At 60.9% G+C, this 17,021-nt stretch carries 15 protein-coding genes; 4 read left to right on the plus strand and 11 right to left on the minus strand.

The genetic code is table 11. The annotated features are described in order from the left end of the window. Nucleotides 1–153 precede the first annotated feature (153 nt). Together FQ182_RS03880 and FQ182_RS03885 are read right to left on the minus strand one after the other, a co-directional pair. On the minus strand, nt 154–1,128 hold the full coding sequence (locus tag FQ182_RS03880) for a D-glycerate dehydrogenase (protein ID WP_149410946.1): 975 nt from the start codon (nt 1,126–1,128) through the stop codon (nt 154–156). 219 nt (nt 1,129–1,347) lie between these two features. Continuing rightward, a complete protein-coding gene (locus FQ182_RS03885; protein WP_133099804.1) occupies nt 1,348–2,316 on the minus strand; it encodes a LysR family transcriptional regulator in 969 nt (322 codons plus the stop codon). 181 nt (nt 2,317–2,497) lie between these two features. Here FQ182_RS03885 and FQ182_RS03890 point away from each other — a divergent pair, with 181 nt between their 5' ends. From FQ182_RS03890 to FQ182_RS03905, 4 genes are read left to right on the plus strand one after another with little or no spacing between them, the layout of a single operon-like run. Then, a complete protein-coding gene (locus FQ182_RS03890; protein WP_149410947.1) occupies nt 2,498–4,009 on the plus strand; it encodes an efflux transporter outer membrane subunit in 1,512 nt (503 codons plus the stop codon). A gap of 10 nt (nt 4,010–4,019) precedes the next feature. Continuing rightward, nucleotides 4,020–6,203 carry an FUSC family protein gene (locus FQ182_RS03895; RefSeq protein WP_149410948.1) on the plus strand — a complete coding sequence of 728 codons (2,184 nt, stop codon included), beginning with the start codon at nt 4,020–4,022 and terminating at the stop codon, nt 6,201–6,203. Further along, entirely contained in the window at nt 6,193–6,393 is a 201-nt protein-coding gene (locus FQ182_RS03900; RefSeq protein WP_149410949.1) for a DUF1656 domain-containing protein, read from the plus strand. Before FQ182_RS03895 ends, FQ182_RS03900 begins: the two co-directional genes overlap by 11 nt. Before the next feature lie 10 nt (nt 6,394–6,403). After that, on the plus strand, nt 6,404–7,264 hold the full coding sequence (locus tag FQ182_RS03905) for an HlyD family secretion protein (protein ID WP_149410950.1): 861 nt from the start codon (nt 6,404–6,406) through the stop codon (nt 7,262–7,264). Nucleotides 7,265–7,293: 29 nt separating this feature from the next. On the opposite strand, the gene FQ182_RS03910 is transcribed toward FQ182_RS03905, so the two are convergent. From FQ182_RS03910 to FQ182_RS03955, 9 genes are all read right to left on the minus strand, one after another. Continuing rightward, entirely contained in the window at nt 7,294–7,689 is a 396-nt protein-coding gene (locus FQ182_RS03910; RefSeq protein ID WP_149410951.1) for a nuclear transport factor 2 family protein, read from the minus strand. Nucleotides 7,690–7,743: 54 nt separating this feature from the next. After that, a complete protein-coding gene (locus FQ182_RS03915) occupies nt 7,744–8,556 on the minus strand; it encodes an SDR family oxidoreductase (protein ID WP_149410952.1) in 813 nt (270 codons plus the stop codon). 20 nt (nt 8,557–8,576) lie between these two features. After that, nucleotides 8,577–9,041: a multidrug transporter gene (locus FQ182_RS03920; RefSeq protein WP_149410953.1), complete on the minus strand. Its 465-nt coding sequence runs from the start codon at nt 9,039–9,041 to the stop codon at nt 8,577–8,579. Between the two features lie 204 nt (nt 9,042–9,245). After that, nucleotides 9,246–10,697, minus strand: coding sequence for a mannose-1-phosphate guanylyltransferase/mannose-6-phosphate isomerase (locus tag FQ182_RS03925; RefSeq protein WP_149410954.1), 1,452 nt, complete (start codon nt 10,695–10,697; stop codon nt 9,246–9,248). Between the two features lie 218 nt (nt 10,698–10,915). Beyond that, nucleotides 10,916–11,569 carry an alginate O-acetyltransferase AlgF gene (locus tag FQ182_RS03935; protein WP_133099792.1) on the minus strand — a complete coding sequence of 218 codons (654 nt, stop codon included), beginning with the start codon at nt 11,567–11,569 and terminating at the stop codon, nt 10,916–10,918. Between the two features lie 14 nt (nt 11,570–11,583). Then, a complete protein-coding gene (locus FQ182_RS03940; protein WP_149410956.1) occupies nt 11,584–12,774 on the minus strand; it encodes an alginate O-acetyltransferase in 1,191 nt (396 codons plus the stop codon). Between the two features lie 11 nt (nt 12,775–12,785). After that, nucleotides 12,786–14,318: an MBOAT family protein gene (locus FQ182_RS03945; protein ID WP_149410957.1), complete on the minus strand. Its 1,533-nt coding sequence runs from the start codon at nt 14,316–14,318 to the stop codon at nt 12,786–12,788. Between the two features lie 98 nt (nt 14,319–14,416). Continuing rightward, nucleotides 14,417–15,526 carry a mannuronate-specific alginate lyase gene (locus FQ182_RS03950; RefSeq protein ID WP_178114388.1) on the minus strand — a complete coding sequence of 370 codons (1,110 nt, stop codon included), beginning with the start codon at nt 15,524–15,526 and terminating at the stop codon, nt 14,417–14,419. A 14-nt stretch (nt 15,527–15,540) separates the two neighbouring features. Next, entirely contained in the window at nt 15,541–17,016 is a 1,476-nt protein-coding gene (locus tag FQ182_RS03955) for an alginate O-acetyltransferase (RefSeq protein WP_149411061.1), read from the minus strand. Between the last annotated feature and the right edge of the window lie 5 nt (nt 17,017–17,021).

A 17,021-nucleotide genomic window follows, 5' to 3' on the forward strand; every position in this document is an offset into this window, starting at 1 on the left:
TTATCGACTTGAGTGGCCCATGCTTTAGCATTAAAAGCGGGAGCTACTGGAACCCCGCAGTTGTCGAGCCCCAGCGAGGCTACGACGCACGCACCACCGCAATCATCGCACCCGACGCAAGCTGCTACGAGAGTAGCAGCGCTTCGAGGGAGCTTAGCCCTTCCACACCTGCGGGTTGACCAGATCTTGCGGGCGCTCGCCCAGCAGCGCGCTGCGCAGGTTATCCAGGGCGCGGTTGGCCATGGCTTCGCGGGTTTCATGGGTGGCCGAGCCGATATGCGGCAAAGTCACTGCGTTGCTGAGTTGGAACAACGGCGACTCGGCCAGCGGCTCCCGCTCGTAGACGTCCAGCCCGGCGCCGCGAATTCGCTGGTTTTGCAGGGCTTCGATCAGCGCGGGTTCGTCCACCACTGGGCCACGGGAGATATTTACCAGGATCGCGCTGGACTTCATCAGCCCCAGCTCGCGATGGCTGATCAAGTGTTTGGTCTTCTCGCTCAACGGCACCACCAGGCAGACAAAATCTGCCTCGGCCAGCAACTGGTCGAGGCTGCGAAATTGCGCGTCCAGCTCTTGCTCCAGCGCGGTCTTGCGGTTGTTGCCGCTGTAGAGGATCGGCATATTGAAGCCCAGGCGGCCACGACGGGCGATGGCCGCGCCGATATTGCCCATGCCGACTATTCCTAAGGTCTTGCCGTGCACATCACAACCAAACAACGGCGCCCCGACACTGGCTTTCCACTGGCCGGCCTTGGTCCAGGCGTCCAGCTCGGCCACTCGGCGGGCGCTGCTCATCAGCAGGGCGAAGGCCAGGTCGGCGGTGCTTTCGGTGAGCACGTCGGGGGTGTTGGTGAGCATGATCCCGCGTTCGTTGAAGTAGGCGACGTCGTAGTTGTCATAGCCCACCGAGACGCTGGAGACCACTTCCAGCTTTGTCGCACCTTCCAACTGTGCCCGCCCGAGCTTGCGGCCCACCCCGATCAGCCCGTGGGCGTGGGGTAGGGCTTCATTGAACTGGGCATTGATATCGCCGAGCTTGGGATTGGGGGCGATAACCTCGAAGTCCTGTTGCAGGCGCTCGATCATTTCGGGAGTGACACGGCTGAAAGCGAGAACGGTCTTTTTCATGGGAGGCGGGCTCATCAATACGGCTGAGAATGCCAAGCACGCTAACATTTATCCGGGCACTGCAAAACCACCGCAGGTGCGAGGAATAGGTGTTAAGACGAAAACTCAAGCAGTTGTCGAGCCCCAGCGAGGCTACGTCGGCCACACCACCGCCCCCAGAACCGAGCCGCTCCCAACGCAGCCTCGTTTCACTCGACAGCTGCTACAGGGGGTTGTGGATCAGTTACTCAAACGCGCCCCACCCAAACTCCCACTCAACTCATACGCCGCCAACTCCGCCTGGTGGGCCGCCAGAATCTCCGGCAACGAGCCGCGCAGGTATTCCACCCACGTCTTGATCTTCGCATCCAGGTACTGGCGCGATGGGTAGATGGCGTACAGGTTCAGCTCCTGGGAGCGGTAGTTGGGCATCACCCGCACCAATGTGCCGTTGCGCAGCCCTTCAATGGCCGCATACACCGGCAACAGACCTACACCCATGCCACTGATGATGGCGGTTTTCATCGCGTCGGCGGAGTTCACCAGAAAGGGTGACCGGTTGATGTTGACGCTCTCCTGGCCGTCCGGGCCGTTGAAGGTCCATTTGTCCAGTTGGATCACCGGGCTCACCAGGCGCAGGCAGGAATGGTTAAGCAAGTCGCCGGGCCGTTGCGCGCAGCCATTGGCTTTGACGTAGGCGGGCGAGGCACAAGCGATGCTGTAAGTTATCCCCAAGCGCTGGGACACAAAACCCGAATCCGCCAGTTCGCTGGCGAGCACGATGGACACGTCATAACCCTCGTCCAGCAGGTCCGGCACGCGGTTGGCCAGGGTCAGGTCGAAGGTCACGTCCGGGTGAGTGCGGCGATAGCGGGCGATGGCATCGATCACGAAGTGCTGGCCGATGCCGGTCATGGTGTGCACTTTCAACTGTCCGGAGGGCCGCGCGTGGGCATCGCTGGCTTCGGCTTCAGCTTCCTCGACGTATGCCAGGATTTGTTCGCAGCGCAATAAATAGCGCTTGCCAGCCTCCGTCAGGGCGATGCGGCGGGTCGTACGGTTGAGCAGGCGGGTTTGCAGATGGGCCTCAAGGTTTGAGACCGCGCGCGAGACGTTGGCCGTGGTGGTGTCCAGTTGCACGGCGGCGGCGGTGAAGCTGCCGGCCTCGGCCACGCTACTGAACGCGCGCATATTTTGCAAAGTATCCATGGGGTGCTCTCAAGGGAGATGGCAAATTGTGACACGAAGTTGCAGGGGCCAGTGATCCCTACTAACGGATTATCGCCTGAATGGTAATAAAGATTCACAGGAATCCCACCTTATCGCCATCCAGATGGCCCCCTAGAATTGCACCACCTTCCCCGCAACACCCTCTCAGGAATTCGCAGCAGTGCCGCGTCGCATCAACAGAGAGCTGAAGACTCTCAGTGTTTGGGTTTTATCGTTAGCAATCAGCGGCTGCATCGGAACCGGGGGCATTGCTCCCCAAGGTCAGTCCCTCGCCGCCAACACCTTGGTCACCGACGAAGCGATCCGCAGCGCCGCCCAGGATGCCCACTGGCCCACCGCCCAATGGTGGCAGGCCTACGGCGACCCCCAGCTCAATCGTTGGATCGACCTCGCCGTGCAAGGCAGCCCGAGCATGGCCATGGCTGCAGCGCGGGTTCGTGAAGCGCGGGCGATGGCCGGGATTGTCGAGTCGGCCGAGTCGTTGCAGATCAATGGCGACGCAACCCTCAAGCGCCACAGTTGGCCCAGCGATCAGTTCTACGGCCCCGGTAAATTGGACAATTCCACCACCTGGGACAACAGCGCCGCCCTGGGCTTCAGTTATGCGCTAGACCTCTGGGGCCGGGAAAGCAACGCCAGCGAGCGCGCCGTTGACTTGGCCCATATGAGCGCCGCCCAAGCGCGACAGGCCCAGTTGGAATTGCAGAACAACGTGGTACGCGCCTATATCCAGTTGTCCTTGCACTACGCCCAGCGCGATATTGTCGCCGCAACCCTGGCCCAGCAACAGCAGATCCTGGAGCTTGCGCAAAAGCGCCTGGCCGGCGGTATCGGCACCCATTTCGAAGTCAGCCAGGCCGAAACGCCGTTGCCGGAAACCCATCGGCAGCTGGATGCCCTTGATGAGGAAATTGCCTTGAGCCGCAACCAATTGGCGGCGCTGGCCGGCAAAGGGCCAGGTGAAGGCGCGCAGTTGCAACGCCCGACCTTATCGCTGGGCGCGCCGCTGAAATTGCCTTCGAGCCTGCCCGCCCAATTGCTCGGCCAACGTCCGGACGTGGTCGCCAGCCGCTGGCAAGTGGCAGCCCAGGCTCGGGGCATCGATGTGGCCCACGCCGGCTTCTACCCCAACGTCGATCTGGTGGGCAGCCTCGGTTACGTCGCCACGGGTGGCGGGGCTCTGGCGTTCCTGACCGGCAAGAAACTCAACTACAGCGTCGGCCCGGCCATCACCTTGCCGATTTTCGACGGCGGCCGCCTGCGCTCGCAACTGGGAGAGGCCAGCGCCGGTTTTGACATCGCCGTGGCGCGTTACAACCAGACCCTGGTCAACGCACTCAAGGGCATCTCCGACCAGTTGATTCGCCGCGAATCCATGGACAAGCAGCAAGGCTTTGCCGCCGAGTCGGTGGCTTCGGCGCAGAAAACCTACGACATCGCCATGATCGCCTACCAGCGCGGCCTCACCGATTACCTCAACGTGCTGAACGCCCAGAGCCTGTTGTTCCGCCAACAGCAGATCCAGCAACAGGTCCAGGCCGCGCGCCTGAGTGCACACGCCGAACTGGTGACCGCGCTGGGCGGTGGCCTGGGCGCAGGCAACGACGTGCCTGAGCCGAGCAAGACCTTACCGAGCAAGACCCCGGCGGCACTGGCCGTCTTTGATCACTAATCAGGTTCCCATGACTCCCTTGCCTGCACCGCTGCGCTGGCTGCATTCCCTGGAATGGCGACGTGGCTTTTTCGACTGGGCACGCAGCGATGGCGTGACCTGGGTGTATATCTTCAAAGTGTTGATCGCTGCGTTCCTGACCCTGTGGCTGGCCATGCGCCTGGAGCTGCCGCAACCGCGCACGGCGATGATCACCGTGTTTATCGTGATGCAGCCGCAAAGCGGCCAGGTGTTTGCCAAGAGTTTCTATCGCTTTCTCGGCACCCTTGCGGGCTCTGCGGTGATGGTGTTGTTGATCGCCTTGTTTGCGCAAAACACTGAGTTGTTTCTCGGCTCACTGGCAATCTGGGTCGGCATCTGCTCGGCCGGCGCGGCCCGTTATCGCAACTTTCGCGCCTATGGTTTTGTGCTCGCCGGCTACACGGCGGCAATGGTTGGCTTGCCTGCGCTGGCTCATCCGGACGGTGCCTTTATGGCGGCGGTCTGGCGAGTGTTGGAAATCTCCCTGGGGATTCTCTGTGCCACGTTGATCAGCGCCGCGATCCTGCCGCAAACCGCCAGCGCCGCCATGCGCAACGCGCTGTATCAGCGCTTCGGGGTGTTTGCGCTGTTTGTCACTGACGGTTTGCGCGGGCGCAGTCAACGCGAGGGTTTTGAAAGCAGCAACGTGCGCTTTATCGCCGAAGCCGTGGGCCTGGAAGGGCTGCGCAGCGTCACCGTGTTTGAAGACCCGCACATGCGTCGGCGCAACGGTCGGCTCAGTCGCTTGAACAGCGAATTTATGGGCATCACCACCCGCTTCAACGCGCTGCATCAGTTGCTGGAACGCCTGCGTGCCCACGATGCTGATCATGTAGTTGCTGCGATCAAACCAGGCTTGCAGGACTTGGCCGAGTTGCTCGACGGTTTCTCCGGCCGTGCCCTCACCAGCCCCGACGCCGCGCGGCTTGTCAGCCAATTGACCGCCTACAAGTCAGACCTGCCGGCCAAGGTGCGCAGCCTGCGTACGACCTTCCAGGAAAGCGCGCCGAGCGACGCCGAGCAGCTGGATTTTCATACCGCCTATGAACTGCTGTACCGCTTTGTCGATGACCTGCACGGTTATGCGCAGACTCACGCGTCCCTGGCCGATCACAGCCATGCGCGTGAACACTGGGACGAACCCTACACCCCGCAAACCAACTGGCTGGCCTGCGCTGCATCGGGTATTCGCGCCGCCTTTATTCTGGTGGTGCTGGGCAGCTACTGGGTGGCCACGGCCTGGCCCAGCGGCGCCACCATGACCCTGATCGCGGCGGCCACCGTGGGCCTTTCGGCTGCGACGCCGAACCCCAAGCGCATGGCGTTTCAAATGGCTTGCGGTACGTTGATCGGTGCCTTGGTGGGCTTCGTCGAGATGTTTTTCGTATTTCCCAGGATCGACGGCTTCCCGTTGCTGTGCGTGATGCTCGCACCGGTGATCATGCTGGGCGCGTTCCTTTCATCGCGGCCGAAATACGCCGGCGTTGGCCTGGGGTTGTTGATCTTCTTCAGCACCGGCTCGGTGCCGGACAACGTGACGATCTATAACCCCTACACCTTCATCAACGACTACATCGCCATGATCATCGGCATGCTGGTGTGTGCCGCCGCCGGGGCGATCATCCTGCCGCCCAACAGCCGCTGGTTGTGGCGCCGCCTGGAGCAGAACCTGCGCGAGCAAGTGGTGTACGCCATCAGCGGCAAGCTCAAGGGGATGGCGTCGAGTTTCGAAAGCCGCACCCGCGACCTGCTGCACCAGGCCTATGGCCTGGCCGCCGGCCAACCTCAGGTGCAGCGCGACCTGCTGCGCTGGATGTTCGTGGTGCTGGAAGTTGGCCACGCCATTATCGAGTTGCGCAAGGAACAGGCGATCTTGCCGATCCACCCGGCCTACGCCCAATCCCAGCCGTGGCGCCAGGCGATCCGGGTGATGGGGCGCTCGCTGATGCGGTTGTTCCTGCAACCCAGCCACAGCAATCTTGAACGTGGTTTGATCGCCGTGGACCACGCCATCAGCCGCGTCCAGGCGACCGACGAACCCTTCGCCCCGCACTTCGACACCTCGGCCCTGCGCCGGGTGAAAAGCTACCTGCACTTTATCCGCACCTCCCTGCTGGACCCGCAATCGCCCCTGGCTGCTCTCAAGCCCTCCGGAGTCGTCAATGCCTCGTGAAATCGCCTTCCACGGCATCTACATGCCGACCATGACCCTGATGTTTTTCATCGCTGCGGGACTTGCCTGGGCGCTGGATCGCTTCCTTGCCGGGTTCGACGTGTACCGTTTTTTCTGGCACCCGGCGCTGCTGCGCCTGAGCCTGTTTGCTTGTCTTTTCGGCGCTCTGTCGCTGACCGTCTACCGTTGAGAATGCCCCGATGAAAAAGTTTTTCAGCCTGCTCGCGACCCTGCTGGTACTGGCCCTGGCGATATGGATTGGCCGCACGCTGTGGGTGAACTACATGGAGACACCCTGGACCCGCGATGGCCGGGTGCGCGCCGATATCATCAATGTCGCCGCCGACGTCACCGGCGAAGTAGTCAACGTCCCGGTGCGCGACAACCAGTTGGTGAAAAAGGGCGACCTGCTGATGCAGATCGACCCCGAGCACTACCGGATCGCCGTGAAACAGGCGCAATCGTTGGTGGCCTCGCGCAAGGCCACCTGGGAGATGCGTAAGGTCAACGCCCACCGCCGCGCCGATCTTGACGCCCTGGTGATCTCCAGGGAAAACCGCGACGACGCCAGCAACATCGCCGACTCGGCCCTGGCCGACTATCAACACGCCCAGGCGCAACTCGAAGCGGCCGAACTGAACCTCAAGCGCACTCAGGTGCTGGCGGCGGTGGACGGTTATGTCACCAACCTCAACGTTCATCGCGGCGACTACGCGCGCATCGGCGAAGCGAAGATGGCAGTGGTGGACATGAACTCGTTCTGGGTCTACGGCTACTTCGAGGAAACCAAACTGCCTCACGTGAAAGTGGGCGACAAAGCCGACATGCAATTAATGAGCGGTGAAACCCTCAAGGGCCACGTGGAGAGCATCTCCCGTGGTATCTACGACCGCGACAACCCGCAAAGCCGCGAGCTGATCGCCGACGTGAACCCCACCTTCAACTGGGTGCGCCTGGCCCAGCGGGTGCCGGTGCGGATTCACATAGATGAGGTGCCCGAGGGCGTGCTGTTGGCGGCGGGGATTACGTGTACGGTGATCGTCAACCAGGCACAGAACTAACTCCCTGTGGTGAGCGGGCTCGCCACAAGTCAGCAAAACGTCTCGTGCAGATGGCGCCAAAGCAGCGCGCCGCTTGCCTGCTTTTCAAACACAACGGTGGCGCGACGATCCGTCTGGGTGGCGCTGTCGTCAATCTGGTGTTCCCGATAGGACACGATGGCGCCACGGGCATGGCGGTCAATGCCGGTCAGTTCGCTGAGGGTGATTTTCAGCCCAGGGCGCTGGCCGCCAAGGCGGCGGAACAGTTCGCTGACGGCGGTAACGTCCATGCGGTTGCCGGTGGAGGGCGTAATCATGCTGAAGTCGGGCGAGAAGCGCGCCAACAAGTTGCCCAGTGTTCCTTCAGGAGCAACGCCTGCGAACCATTGTTCGATCTCGACGTGGGTCTGGATCACTTCTTCGAAAAAATCGCTGTAATCAATCATTGAGGGCTCGGTACAGTTTTTGGGAGATTCGGGGCAATAGTTCTGCTGCAGTGATTACAACACCCCACCCAACCCGAATCGCTTTTTCAACACGCTCTCCAGCAAACCCTTGGGCAGTAACGCCGCCATCAATGGCAATGCCCGGCTGCCATTGCCCGAGCGCAGCAGGCGCGGTGGTTCACTTTGTTGTACGGCCTTGAGCACCTGCGCCGCAAACTCGCGGGCCGGGGTCGGCCTGTCCTGGGAAGCTTTTGCCCTGGCGCGGATGCTGTCGCGCAGCGGCCACCAGGGCGACTGCTCGTTAATCAACAACTCGGCCTGAGTACCGGCATTTTTTGCGAAGCTGGTATCGATGGCACCGGGCTGGACTTCCATCACCCGCACGCCGAACGGTGCCAGCTCCATGCGCAGGGCGTCGCTCAAGGCGTGGACGGCGGCTTTGGAGGCGCAGTAGGCGCCGGCAAACGGCGTGACCAACACGCCTGACACGCTGCCGATATTCACCACCAGCCCTTTGCTGCGGCGCAACACGGGGAATAGCGCCTGGGTTACGCCGACGATCGAGAAGACATTGGTCTCAAATTGCTGCTGCATCGCCTGGGTGCCGCCGTCGAGCAGCGGACCCATGGCGCCGTAGCCAGCGTTGTTGATCAACACATCAAGCTCGCCCACTTGCCCGGCCAATTGCTGCAGGGCAGCACTGTCGTTGACGTCTAGTTGCACTGCGTTAAAGCCCGCGGCGGCGAGGACGGCGACGTCTTCAGGGCGGCGGGCGCTGGCCCATACTTTATAGCCGGCAATCTTGAAGGCATCAGCCAGGGCGCGGCCGATGCCGCTGGAGCAACCGGTGATGAGCACGTTGGGCATGAATCAGTCCTTTGTCGTTGTTAGTCGGAGAAGCTGCCTTGCAAATGCTCGGCGCGAAACTCCAGGGTTTGTGGACGGTAGCCGGGACGCAGTGGGGGCACGGGCAGGCAATCGTCCCAAGTGGCGCCGGCCTGCAATTCGCCGGGGCCGCGATAGCGAGGGGCGGCGTAGACGTTGTCCGCCAGGTTCACCGTGTCTCCTGGTGCATAGGCGGCGACACGCCAGCGCAATTCGGTGAGAGGCACCTCGTTGCCGTTGTTCAGCTTAAGTTGCAACGGGCGATCTGCCGGGCAGCTTTGCGGCGCATAGCTGATGCGCAATTCCAATCGCGCCAGTTGCTGCGCCTCGCGGTTGTCCAGCCACACCACCCACACCGCCACCAGCCCCAGGCCCACCGCTGCTGCCAAAGACACCGGCAAGGCCCTGGCCGGATAGCGTAGCAGCAGGATCAGCCAGGTGATGATCAGCAAAACACCGAAGAACATGATGACAACCTCGCAAACGGATAAACCATCCTACCCGTGGCTGGGTGAGGTTGCCTATCTGATGATGGGGTGGTGTTCTTTCGGGCGCTGGCTTGCCTGCGATGAGGCCCTCAAAGGCACTGCCGATCCCAAGAAAAAGCCCCCGCCCAACCGGCTGCGGATAGGGGACGCAGTCGGCTGGACGGGGGCTTCTTGTGCTGCTTTTTACTGCGCGATGGTTTTCACCGACACGCCACGCTCAATCGGCGTCGAGCGACCATAGATATCTTCAAACCGCTCGATATCGTCTTCACCCAAATAACTACCCGACTGCACTTCGATAATCTCCAAGGGGATTTTGCCCGGATTACGCAAACGGTGTACCGAGGCAATCGGGATGTAGGTGGACTGGTTTTCGCAGAGCAGGAACACGTTCTCGTCACAGGTGACTTCGGCAGTTCCGCTGACCACGATCCAGTGTTCGGCGCGGTGGTGGTGCATCTGCAGCGACAGGCACGCACCCGGCTTGACCGAGATGTGCTTGACCTGGAAACGCCCGCCCATGTCCACCGAGTCGTAGGAACCCCACGGACGATAGACCTCGCAGTGGTTCTGGGTTTCGCTGCGGCCCTGTTCGTTGAGGGTGTTGACCATCTGCTTGACGCCCTGGACCTTGTCCTTGTGGGCAATCATCATCGCGTCCTTGGTTTCCACCACCACGATATTTTCCAGACCGATCACCGACACCAGTTTGCCGTTGCCGTGGATCATGCAGTTGTGGCTGTCCTGGATAACCACATCGCCCTTGCTGACGTTGCCGTTGGCGTCTTTTTCATTCACGTCCCACAGCGACGCCCAGCAACCCACATCGCTCCAGCCGGCGCTAAGCGGCACCACGCAGGCGCGCTGGGTTTTTTCCATGACCGAGTAGTCGATGGAGTTGTCCGGGCAGCAGGCGAAGGTGGCATCGTCGATGTCCACGGTGTCGGCTGTCTGGTTGCTGCGCTCCAGGGTCAGCAGGCAGGTGTCGTAGATGTCCGGGTCGTGCTTTTTCAGCTCTTCGAGGAAGCGGCTGGCGCGGAACAGGAACATGCCGCTGTTCCAGAAGTAACCACCGCTTTTGACGAACTCGGTGGCGCGTTTTTCATCAGGTTTTTCGACGAACTGCTGCACGCGGCTGACGCCTTCGGGCAGCAGCGAATCGTTGGTGGACTTGATGTAGCCATAGCCGGTTTCGGGACGGGTGGCCGGTACGCCGAACAACACCATCTCGCCACACTCGGCCGCCACGGTGGCCAGGGCCAGGGCGCGTTGCAGAGCTTTCTGGTCGTCCAGGACGTGGTCGGCGGGCAACACCAGCATCAGCTCGTCGCGGCCTTCGTTGATCAGCATCATCGCGGTGAGGGCCACGGCCGGCGCAGTGTTGCGGCCGAAAGGCTCCATCAGGATGCGCTGGGTTTCCAGCTTGCGGACGGACAACTGTTCGTTGACGATAAATCGATGGTCCTTGTTGCAGACCACGATGGGCTGCTCCATGCCGTCGAATACCAGGCGTTCCAGCGTTTGCTGGAACAGCGTTTGCTCACCGGTCAGGGCCAGGAATTGCTTGGGAAACTGTTTGCGCGAAAGCGGCCAAAGACGTGAGCCGCTACCACCGGACAGGATGACTGGAATCATGGTGTTTCTCCTTGAATCGATATGAGTTAGAGCTACTGCGTTCTGTCGTTTCACTCTTGTTTTTGTCTCGGTCCAGGCTGATCGCTATCTCTGTAGGAGCGAGCTTGCTCGCGGTGGATGTCAACGATGACGCGGGGCACCAGAATAAACGCGGTGCCCTTGAGTTCATCGCGGGCAAGCCCGGCTCCTACAGGGGGAGCGTCAATGTGGAAATATAATTAGCGAGTCGACACTGGGCGTTTCACCCACACTGGCGACAGGCTGGAACCGCTGCCGGTGATGTACAGCACCGCCGCTTCACCGCGCTCCAGGGCTACTGGTTTGACGTCGCCGACTTTCTTGTCGCCTTCATACAGCGCCAGGCTGACCTTCACCGGGTTGATCTCGCGCTCGCCACGGCTCTTGGCGGCTACGGCCTTGACCACGTCGGTCTTGCCATCGGCAGTTTTCAGGGTCAGCGACTTGTCACTGAGGTTCTGCACGCGCACCAGGGATTTCTGTTTGTTCTTGAACGGCGGCTCTTCGATCAGTTGCGGCTGGCCGCTGCCGTTGTTGACCAAGGTGTAGTAGTGATCAGCGGCCAGTTTGACCGGCAGGGTCGCGCTGCCGACCTTGGCGCTGTAGTCGCCGCCCGGCATGAAGCTGAAGTCGCTGCTGCCCAGCGGGGCGATGTCGCTCAGGTTGGCGGTGCCGACGGTGGCGCTAACTTCCTGGTTGCTGGCGTTGAACAAGCGCACAAAGCTGGAGCCTTTCGGTGCGACAGGGCCGTAGAGCGCGGCGTCGCCAGCGAAGGCGGTCATCGACAAGAAGCTCATGCCGGCCACCAGTGCAAAGGACTTGGCGAGACGACGAGGAGTAGTAGTGAAAGTCATGTGAGTTACCTCTTTCAGTTTTGCGCCCGGTCGGGCGTCTCGGATTTTTGGGTGTTTGGTTGGGTGTTCAGTGCCATGTTCTGTTGGCGTGTACCGGCTTCTTTAAGCTGCGCGACCCACTTGGGGTCGGCATCGCCGATTTCGTTGTTCACAGGCAGATAACGTTCCGGAAACTCCCAGATCAGCACTTGTGGCGGGCTGTTCTTGAAGTCGTCGCTTTTCAAATAGCTGAGCATCGGCAGGATCGGGCCGTGGCCGTCTTCGGAGTAATTCACCACGTCGCTGCCCAGGGCTTGTTTCAAGGCACCGACGAAGTTCCAGTTGGGGTTGGCGCTGTAGCTGGTGCCCACCAGGGCCACCGGCATTTCACTGTCGGCGAACAGGGCGTCGTCGCCATCGGCCTTGGTTTGCACGGCGTGAGTCACGCGTTTCTCCAGAGGCTCCTGGGGCGGCATCAAGTTTTCGAACAGTGGGTCCAGGGGCAGGAACAGGCGCAGGTCGCCCTTGTGCGGTTCGGTTTTCTCGGCTTCGGTGACAAACCGCTGGGGCTCGCCGCTGAGGGGGGTCTTGTCGGTGATAGCCTTGGCCAACTGCTGCGCGGCGACCTGGGCGCCGTCGGGCGTCCAGTGGGTGTCGGTGCGCAGGAACACCTGATGGCCGTTGTGCTTGGCCTGTTGCAGCGGGCCCAGCAGGTCGGGAGCGATGATTTTGTCGGCAGCGACGCGAGCATGAAAATCCTTGTAGAGACCTTCATGAATACTCGCCGGGCGCACATCACCCAGGTGTTCCGGGTACAGGCGCACCTTGGCCGGCACAATCGCCATCACCAGTTGAATGCCTTTGGCCTTGAGGGTCTGGCGCACGCCTTCCACCAGGGCGTAGTTGCCTTGCAGGTTCTGCTCTTCGTTGACGGCGGGGTTGAATTCCTCGTCGCTGTACAACCAGTGATCGCGACCCAGCACCACGCCGGGACGACCTTCGTTGAACAGCTTGTAGTCCAGCGCCGCCCACAGGTTGGTACCCAGGCGCTTGATCGGGAACTCTTCGTCGTAATGGGTCTCGACGGCCTTGGCCCAGCGGCCGTTAAGCACCGTGGCATCGGCGTTGGTGCTGAAGCCCAGGAAGCTGCGCATCGACCAGGCGCCCAATGCGAGCAGCACGGCCATGAACAGGCTGATATAGAGGACGCGTAATGAACGGGTCATGGTCGGCTCCCTCAGAACTGGAAGTAAAGGAACGGCGAGAAACTCTGCGCCGAAAGTTTGAGAATCGACGCCACGAACAACAACAGCACTAGGGCGCGCATGGCGTAGCGTGGCCAGGCGGCGGCCCAGTAGGCCGGTTGCACCTGGGCATTACTGCCGACGGTGTAGCCGGGTTCCTGGATGCTGCCGGGGTTTTCGCCGGGTACGGCCTTGATCAGGCTTGGATCTGCAGGCTTGGTTTTTTGTGCCGGACGGTTGCTGTAGAAGTCCCGCAGGCCAAAGAACGCCAGCGTTGCATAGGCCATCACCATGGTTGCCACTTGCAGCCCGGTGAGGTTGGCGCGGTTGAGTTCCGACAGCGACCATTCGCCGAAGCTGAACATGGCGCCGTACATGCGACCGGCGACGTGCAGGTTTTCCGAGCGGAAGATCACCCAGCCCATTACCACCAGCAGGAAGGTCAGCGCCCAGCGAATCGGGTTGAAGCTGCGCGGTGAGGTGTCGAGGCCGATGGCTTTTTCAATCGCCAGCCACATGCCGTGCCAGGCGCCCCAAACGATGTAGGTGATGTTGGCGCCGTGCCACAGACCGCCGAGCAACATGGTCAGGAACAGGTTGCGGTAAGTGGTCAACGTGCCTTTGCGGTTACCGCCCAGGGTGATGTACAGGTAGTCACGCAGCCAGGTGGACAGGCTGATGTGCCAGCGCCGCCAGAACTCGGTGATCGACTGGCTGATGTAGGGCTGCTTGAAGTTTTCCATAAAGCGGAAACCCATCATCAGACCCAGGCCGATGGCCATGTCGCTGTAGCCGGAGAAGTCGAAGTACAGCTGCGCGGTGTACGCCAGCGCGCCGAGCCAGGCATCGCCGGTGGTGGGGTTTTGCAGGGCGAAGCAATGGTCGGCGACCACCGCCAGGGTGTCGGCGATAAACACCTTCTTGATGAAACCCTGCATGAACCGCGTACACCCCTCGGAGAACTTGTCGAGGGTATGGGTACGGTTGTTGAACTGGTCCGCAAGGTCTCGAAAGCGCAACACGGGGCCGGCGATCAGGTGCGGGAAGATCGCCACGAACGCCGCAAAGTCGATGAGGTTGTGGGTCGCCGGCGTGTCGCCACGGTAGACGTCGATGATGTAGCTGATGGACTCGAAAATGTAGAACGAGATCCCGATCGGCAACAGCACATGGGTGAGGATGAAGGGCGAAAGACCGACTGAGGTCATCATCGCGTTGATGCTGTCGACCCCGAAGTTGGCGTACTTGAAGTAGCCGAGGATGCACAGGTCGACCGCTACGCCGAGCAACAGCCAGCGCTGGGCCGGCTTGGTGCGCACGCCTGCCGCACCGACCTTGAGGCCGATCCAGTAATTCCACAGCGTGACGGCGGCAAACAGCGCCAGGAAGTCCACTCGCCACCAGGCGTAGAACACATAACTGGCAATCAGCAGCAGCAGATTGCGATAGCGTTGCCCGCTCAAGTAGTACAAGCCGAGAAAGATCGGCAAGAACAAAAACAGGAACACATTGGACGAGAAAACCATCCCGATCTCTCCATGTTTAACCAACAGTCAAGGGCCAACGGCCCCCCCAGACCCCCCGTGAAAAACCGGACGGTTTTATGCGTGATCAGCCCGGTGTATCAGCTGCCTTTGTCGCCTTTTTCATGCGCCGGGTCGTAGACCTTGGTCAGGTCACCCCCGAGGCGGAACGTCTTGAACGGCTGCATCCCGTGCTTGCGCTCAAGCACTTCGGGCGGGCAGGTGTAGAGGCTGCAGAACGGTTCCAGCCAGGCAAATTTCATGTCCTGCTTCAGGTCTTTCATGTCCTGTTTCTCGCCGTTCTTCTTCTCGAAGATCTGCGGGTCCTTGACCCCGGCCAGTACCTTGTCTCCCAGGCGTTTGAGTGCGCCGTTGTTTTCCGACCGCACATCCACGCCGTTGACCAGGGCGAAACTGGCAATCATCGACAGCGGTGGCAGGGCGTAGTTGTGGTACGCCAACGCTCGTTGTTGACGCTTCAATTCGTTGGGCAGGAAACCTTGATCGTCCACTTGATTGGCGCCGACCTTGTATTCCTTCACCGCCCAATCAAACAGGTCGCGGCGGTTGGTGGCGATGGACGTTGCCATCACCGACCAGGCGGCCCAGTAGGAGTGGTTGTTGGTTTTCTCAAGCGGCAGGTTGTCCCAGTCGCTGACCACCTGATCGGCCATTTTGCTGAACCAGGCTTCGATCAACTGCGACTCCTGCTGACGGTTTGCCAGCGGGTGTGAGTCGGAAAACTTCAGGCGGATATAGGCCGAAGCCATGCTGCCCAGTGCCCATTTGCGCATGGACTTGCCGGTGTGGTTGAAGTCCTTGGACATCAACGCATCGGCCTTGGCCCAGCCGGTCAGCCAGTTGAGCGTGCATTCCAGCTGTTCCGGACGGCCGTCGCGCATGAACTGCATCACCCGTTTGCTGGTGTCACGTTCCAGCGTGGTGATGTCGGCGGTGGTGTCGCGAAAGGCTTTTTCCGATTGCACGTTCAGGGTCGAGCGGGCCTTGTCGGAGCCTTCGTATTTGCTGCGAAATTGCAACGGGCCGGTGTAAGGCGTCGGCATGGAATCGCAGCCGTCCTTGAAGTCACCGGTCTTGAATTTTTCCACCGGCGCGAAGTAGCCCTGAGGCGGGCGCAGTGGGGCGGCGGCGTTGACGGAGCCGGCGAAAATCGCCAGGCCCAGCAAGGTCGGCGTCAGTAGTTTTCGAATTGGCATAAGTAACCTCATTGCACGACTTTCTCTAAGGGCAACTGGGCGGTGTTTTGCCCGGCGCCAGGGAATACGTTGCGTGTGCAAATTTTCGCTTCGACTTTCTGCGCAGCAGCGCCCGCTTCGGGGCCCTGTACTTCCACGGCCAGCAGGGTTTGCGTGGCCCAGTCTTCATCGGTGCGCAGTTCAAAGGCGAAACGCCCGTCTGTATCGGATGTTTCGGGTTTGTCGATTTTGATGTCCTCGTGGCGCCCGTTCATGTACCAGAGGGTGGCTTGCAGGGTTTTCACCGACGGATCGGCGAAGCGGATGTCGACCTGGTGGTTGCTGTTGCGCAGGTCCATGTTCTTGCTGTTGACCATCAATTCATTCTTGCCGGGCTTGAGTGTGGTGCTGGCGCTCATCTGCGCGGTCTTGCCTTCACAGCCGTTGTCCAGCAGCGACATCATCTGGCGGTAGGTGGTTTCCTGGTCCAGGCGGTACAGCGGCGAGAATTCCCAAATGAGGATCTTCGGTGGCGACTTCTGGAACTCTTCGCTGCCCAGGTACTGGATCATCGAACCTTCCAGTCCACCGCCGGGGAAGGCGACGTTGAGGATGTCGGCGCCGATTTCTTCTTCAAGGAAACCGGCGAAGTTGTAGTTCTTGCCGCTGTGGCTGGTGCCCACCAAGGTGATCTGCGGGTTGCCGGAATCACCGAACAGATCGCCGTCGCCCGCTTCGCCCTTGGGCTCGGTGGTGAACTGGTCCATGTACTGGATCGCGTAGCTGGTGCCGCACAGTTGCCCGGCCATGTTGTGCAGGGTGCCGGTCTTGCCCATGCGACCAGACTTCTTGGTCTGGAATTCACGCTTGGGAATGTCGGCAAAGGCGGCCATTTGCTTGACTTGTTCGCCGACAATTTTTGCCGTGCGCTGGGCGCCGTAAGGGGTCCAATGCTGGTCGCCACGGAAGTAGAAATCGTGGGCCGGCAGTTCGTCGGGCTGCCCTGGTGATAAATCTTCATTGGTCAGCGACGACAGGTCCGGCACCACATAACCCATCTTGGCAAAACGGCCGAGCATGGTTTTGTAGTTGCCCAGGGCCTTGTCGAAATCGAACTTGGCTTTCTCTTCGGCATTGAGCTTGTTGCGGTTTACCAGGCCACGGGTTGGCTGGTAGACCACCACCAGTTCCACGCCTTTGCTCTTGAACGCATCGTGCAGTAGTTGCATGCGTTTGTAGCCGGCGGGGCTGGTGTTGAACTCGGTGCGCAAATCTTCCTGGGTCCGGAACAGCCAGTCGCCCTGGGCTTGCACCAGCGTGGTGAAGTTCTGCTGATAGCGGGTGGTGTAGTTCTTGGCGTCGTGGGCTTCGGGGCACAGGTTGCAGCACGGGTCGGCGGTGAACGCCGGTGCCTTGACCTCATCGGCGCGCACGCCTTGGCTGGCAGCCAGCAGGCCGAGGGTCAAACCCGAGAGGCTGAGCAGTTTGATCATGTGTGGGTGCATAAGGG

Source organism: Pseudomonas sp. ANT_H4 (genome assembly GCF_008369295.1).
Lineage (GTDB): Bacteria > Pseudomonadota > Gammaproteobacteria > Pseudomonadales > Pseudomonadaceae > Aquipseudomonas.

What these genes read in the sequence shown, in the direction of transcription:
- FQ182_RS03940 (WP_149410956.1), bottom strand. Translation starts at nt 12,774, where the DNA reads ATGACCCGTTCATTACGCGTCCTCTATATCAGCCTGTTCATGGCCGTG.
- FQ182_RS03885 (WP_133099804.1), bottom strand. Translation starts at nt 2,316, where the DNA reads ATGGATACTTTGCAAAATATGCGCGCGTTCAGTAGCGTGGCCGAGGCC.
- FQ182_RS03895 (WP_149410948.1), top strand. Translation starts at nt 4,020, where the DNA reads ATGACTCCCTTGCCTGCACCGCTGCGCTGGCTGCATTCCCTGGAATGG.
- FQ182_RS03945 (WP_149410957.1), bottom strand. Translation starts at nt 14,318, where the DNA reads ATGGTTTTCTCGTCCAATGTGTTCCTGTTTTTGTTCTTGCCGATCTTT.
- FQ182_RS03900 (WP_149410949.1), top strand. Translation starts at nt 6,193, where the DNA reads ATGCCTCGTGAAATCGCCTTCCACGGCATCTACATGCCGACCATGACC.
- FQ182_RS03880 (WP_149410946.1), bottom strand. Translation starts at nt 1,128, where the DNA reads ATGAAAAAGACCGTTCTCGCTTTCAGCCGTGTCACTCCCGAAATGATC.
- FQ182_RS03905 (WP_149410950.1), top strand. Translation starts at nt 6,404, where the DNA reads ATGAAAAAGTTTTTCAGCCTGCTCGCGACCCTGCTGGTACTGGCCCTG.
- FQ182_RS03955 (WP_149411061.1), bottom strand. Translation starts at nt 17,016, where the DNA reads ATGCACCCACACATGATCAAACTGCTCAGCCTCTCGGGTTTGACCCTC.
- FQ182_RS03910 (WP_149410951.1), bottom strand. Translation starts at nt 7,689, where the DNA reads ATGATTGATTACAGCGATTTTTTCGAAGAAGTGATCCAGACCCACGTC.
- FQ182_RS03920 (WP_149410953.1), bottom strand. Translation starts at nt 9,041, where the DNA reads ATGTTCTTCGGTGTTTTGCTGATCATCACCTGGCTGATCCTGCTGCTA.
- FQ182_RS03915 (WP_149410952.1), bottom strand. Translation starts at nt 8,556, where the DNA reads ATGCCCAACGTGCTCATCACCGGTTGCTCCAGCGGCATCGGCCGCGCC.
- FQ182_RS03925 (WP_149410954.1), bottom strand. Translation starts at nt 10,697, where the DNA reads ATGATTCCAGTCATCCTGTCCGGTGGTAGCGGCTCACGTCTTTGGCCG.
- FQ182_RS03935 (WP_133099792.1), bottom strand. Translation starts at nt 11,569, where the DNA reads ATGACTTTCACTACTACTCCTCGTCGTCTCGCCAAGTCCTTTGCACTG.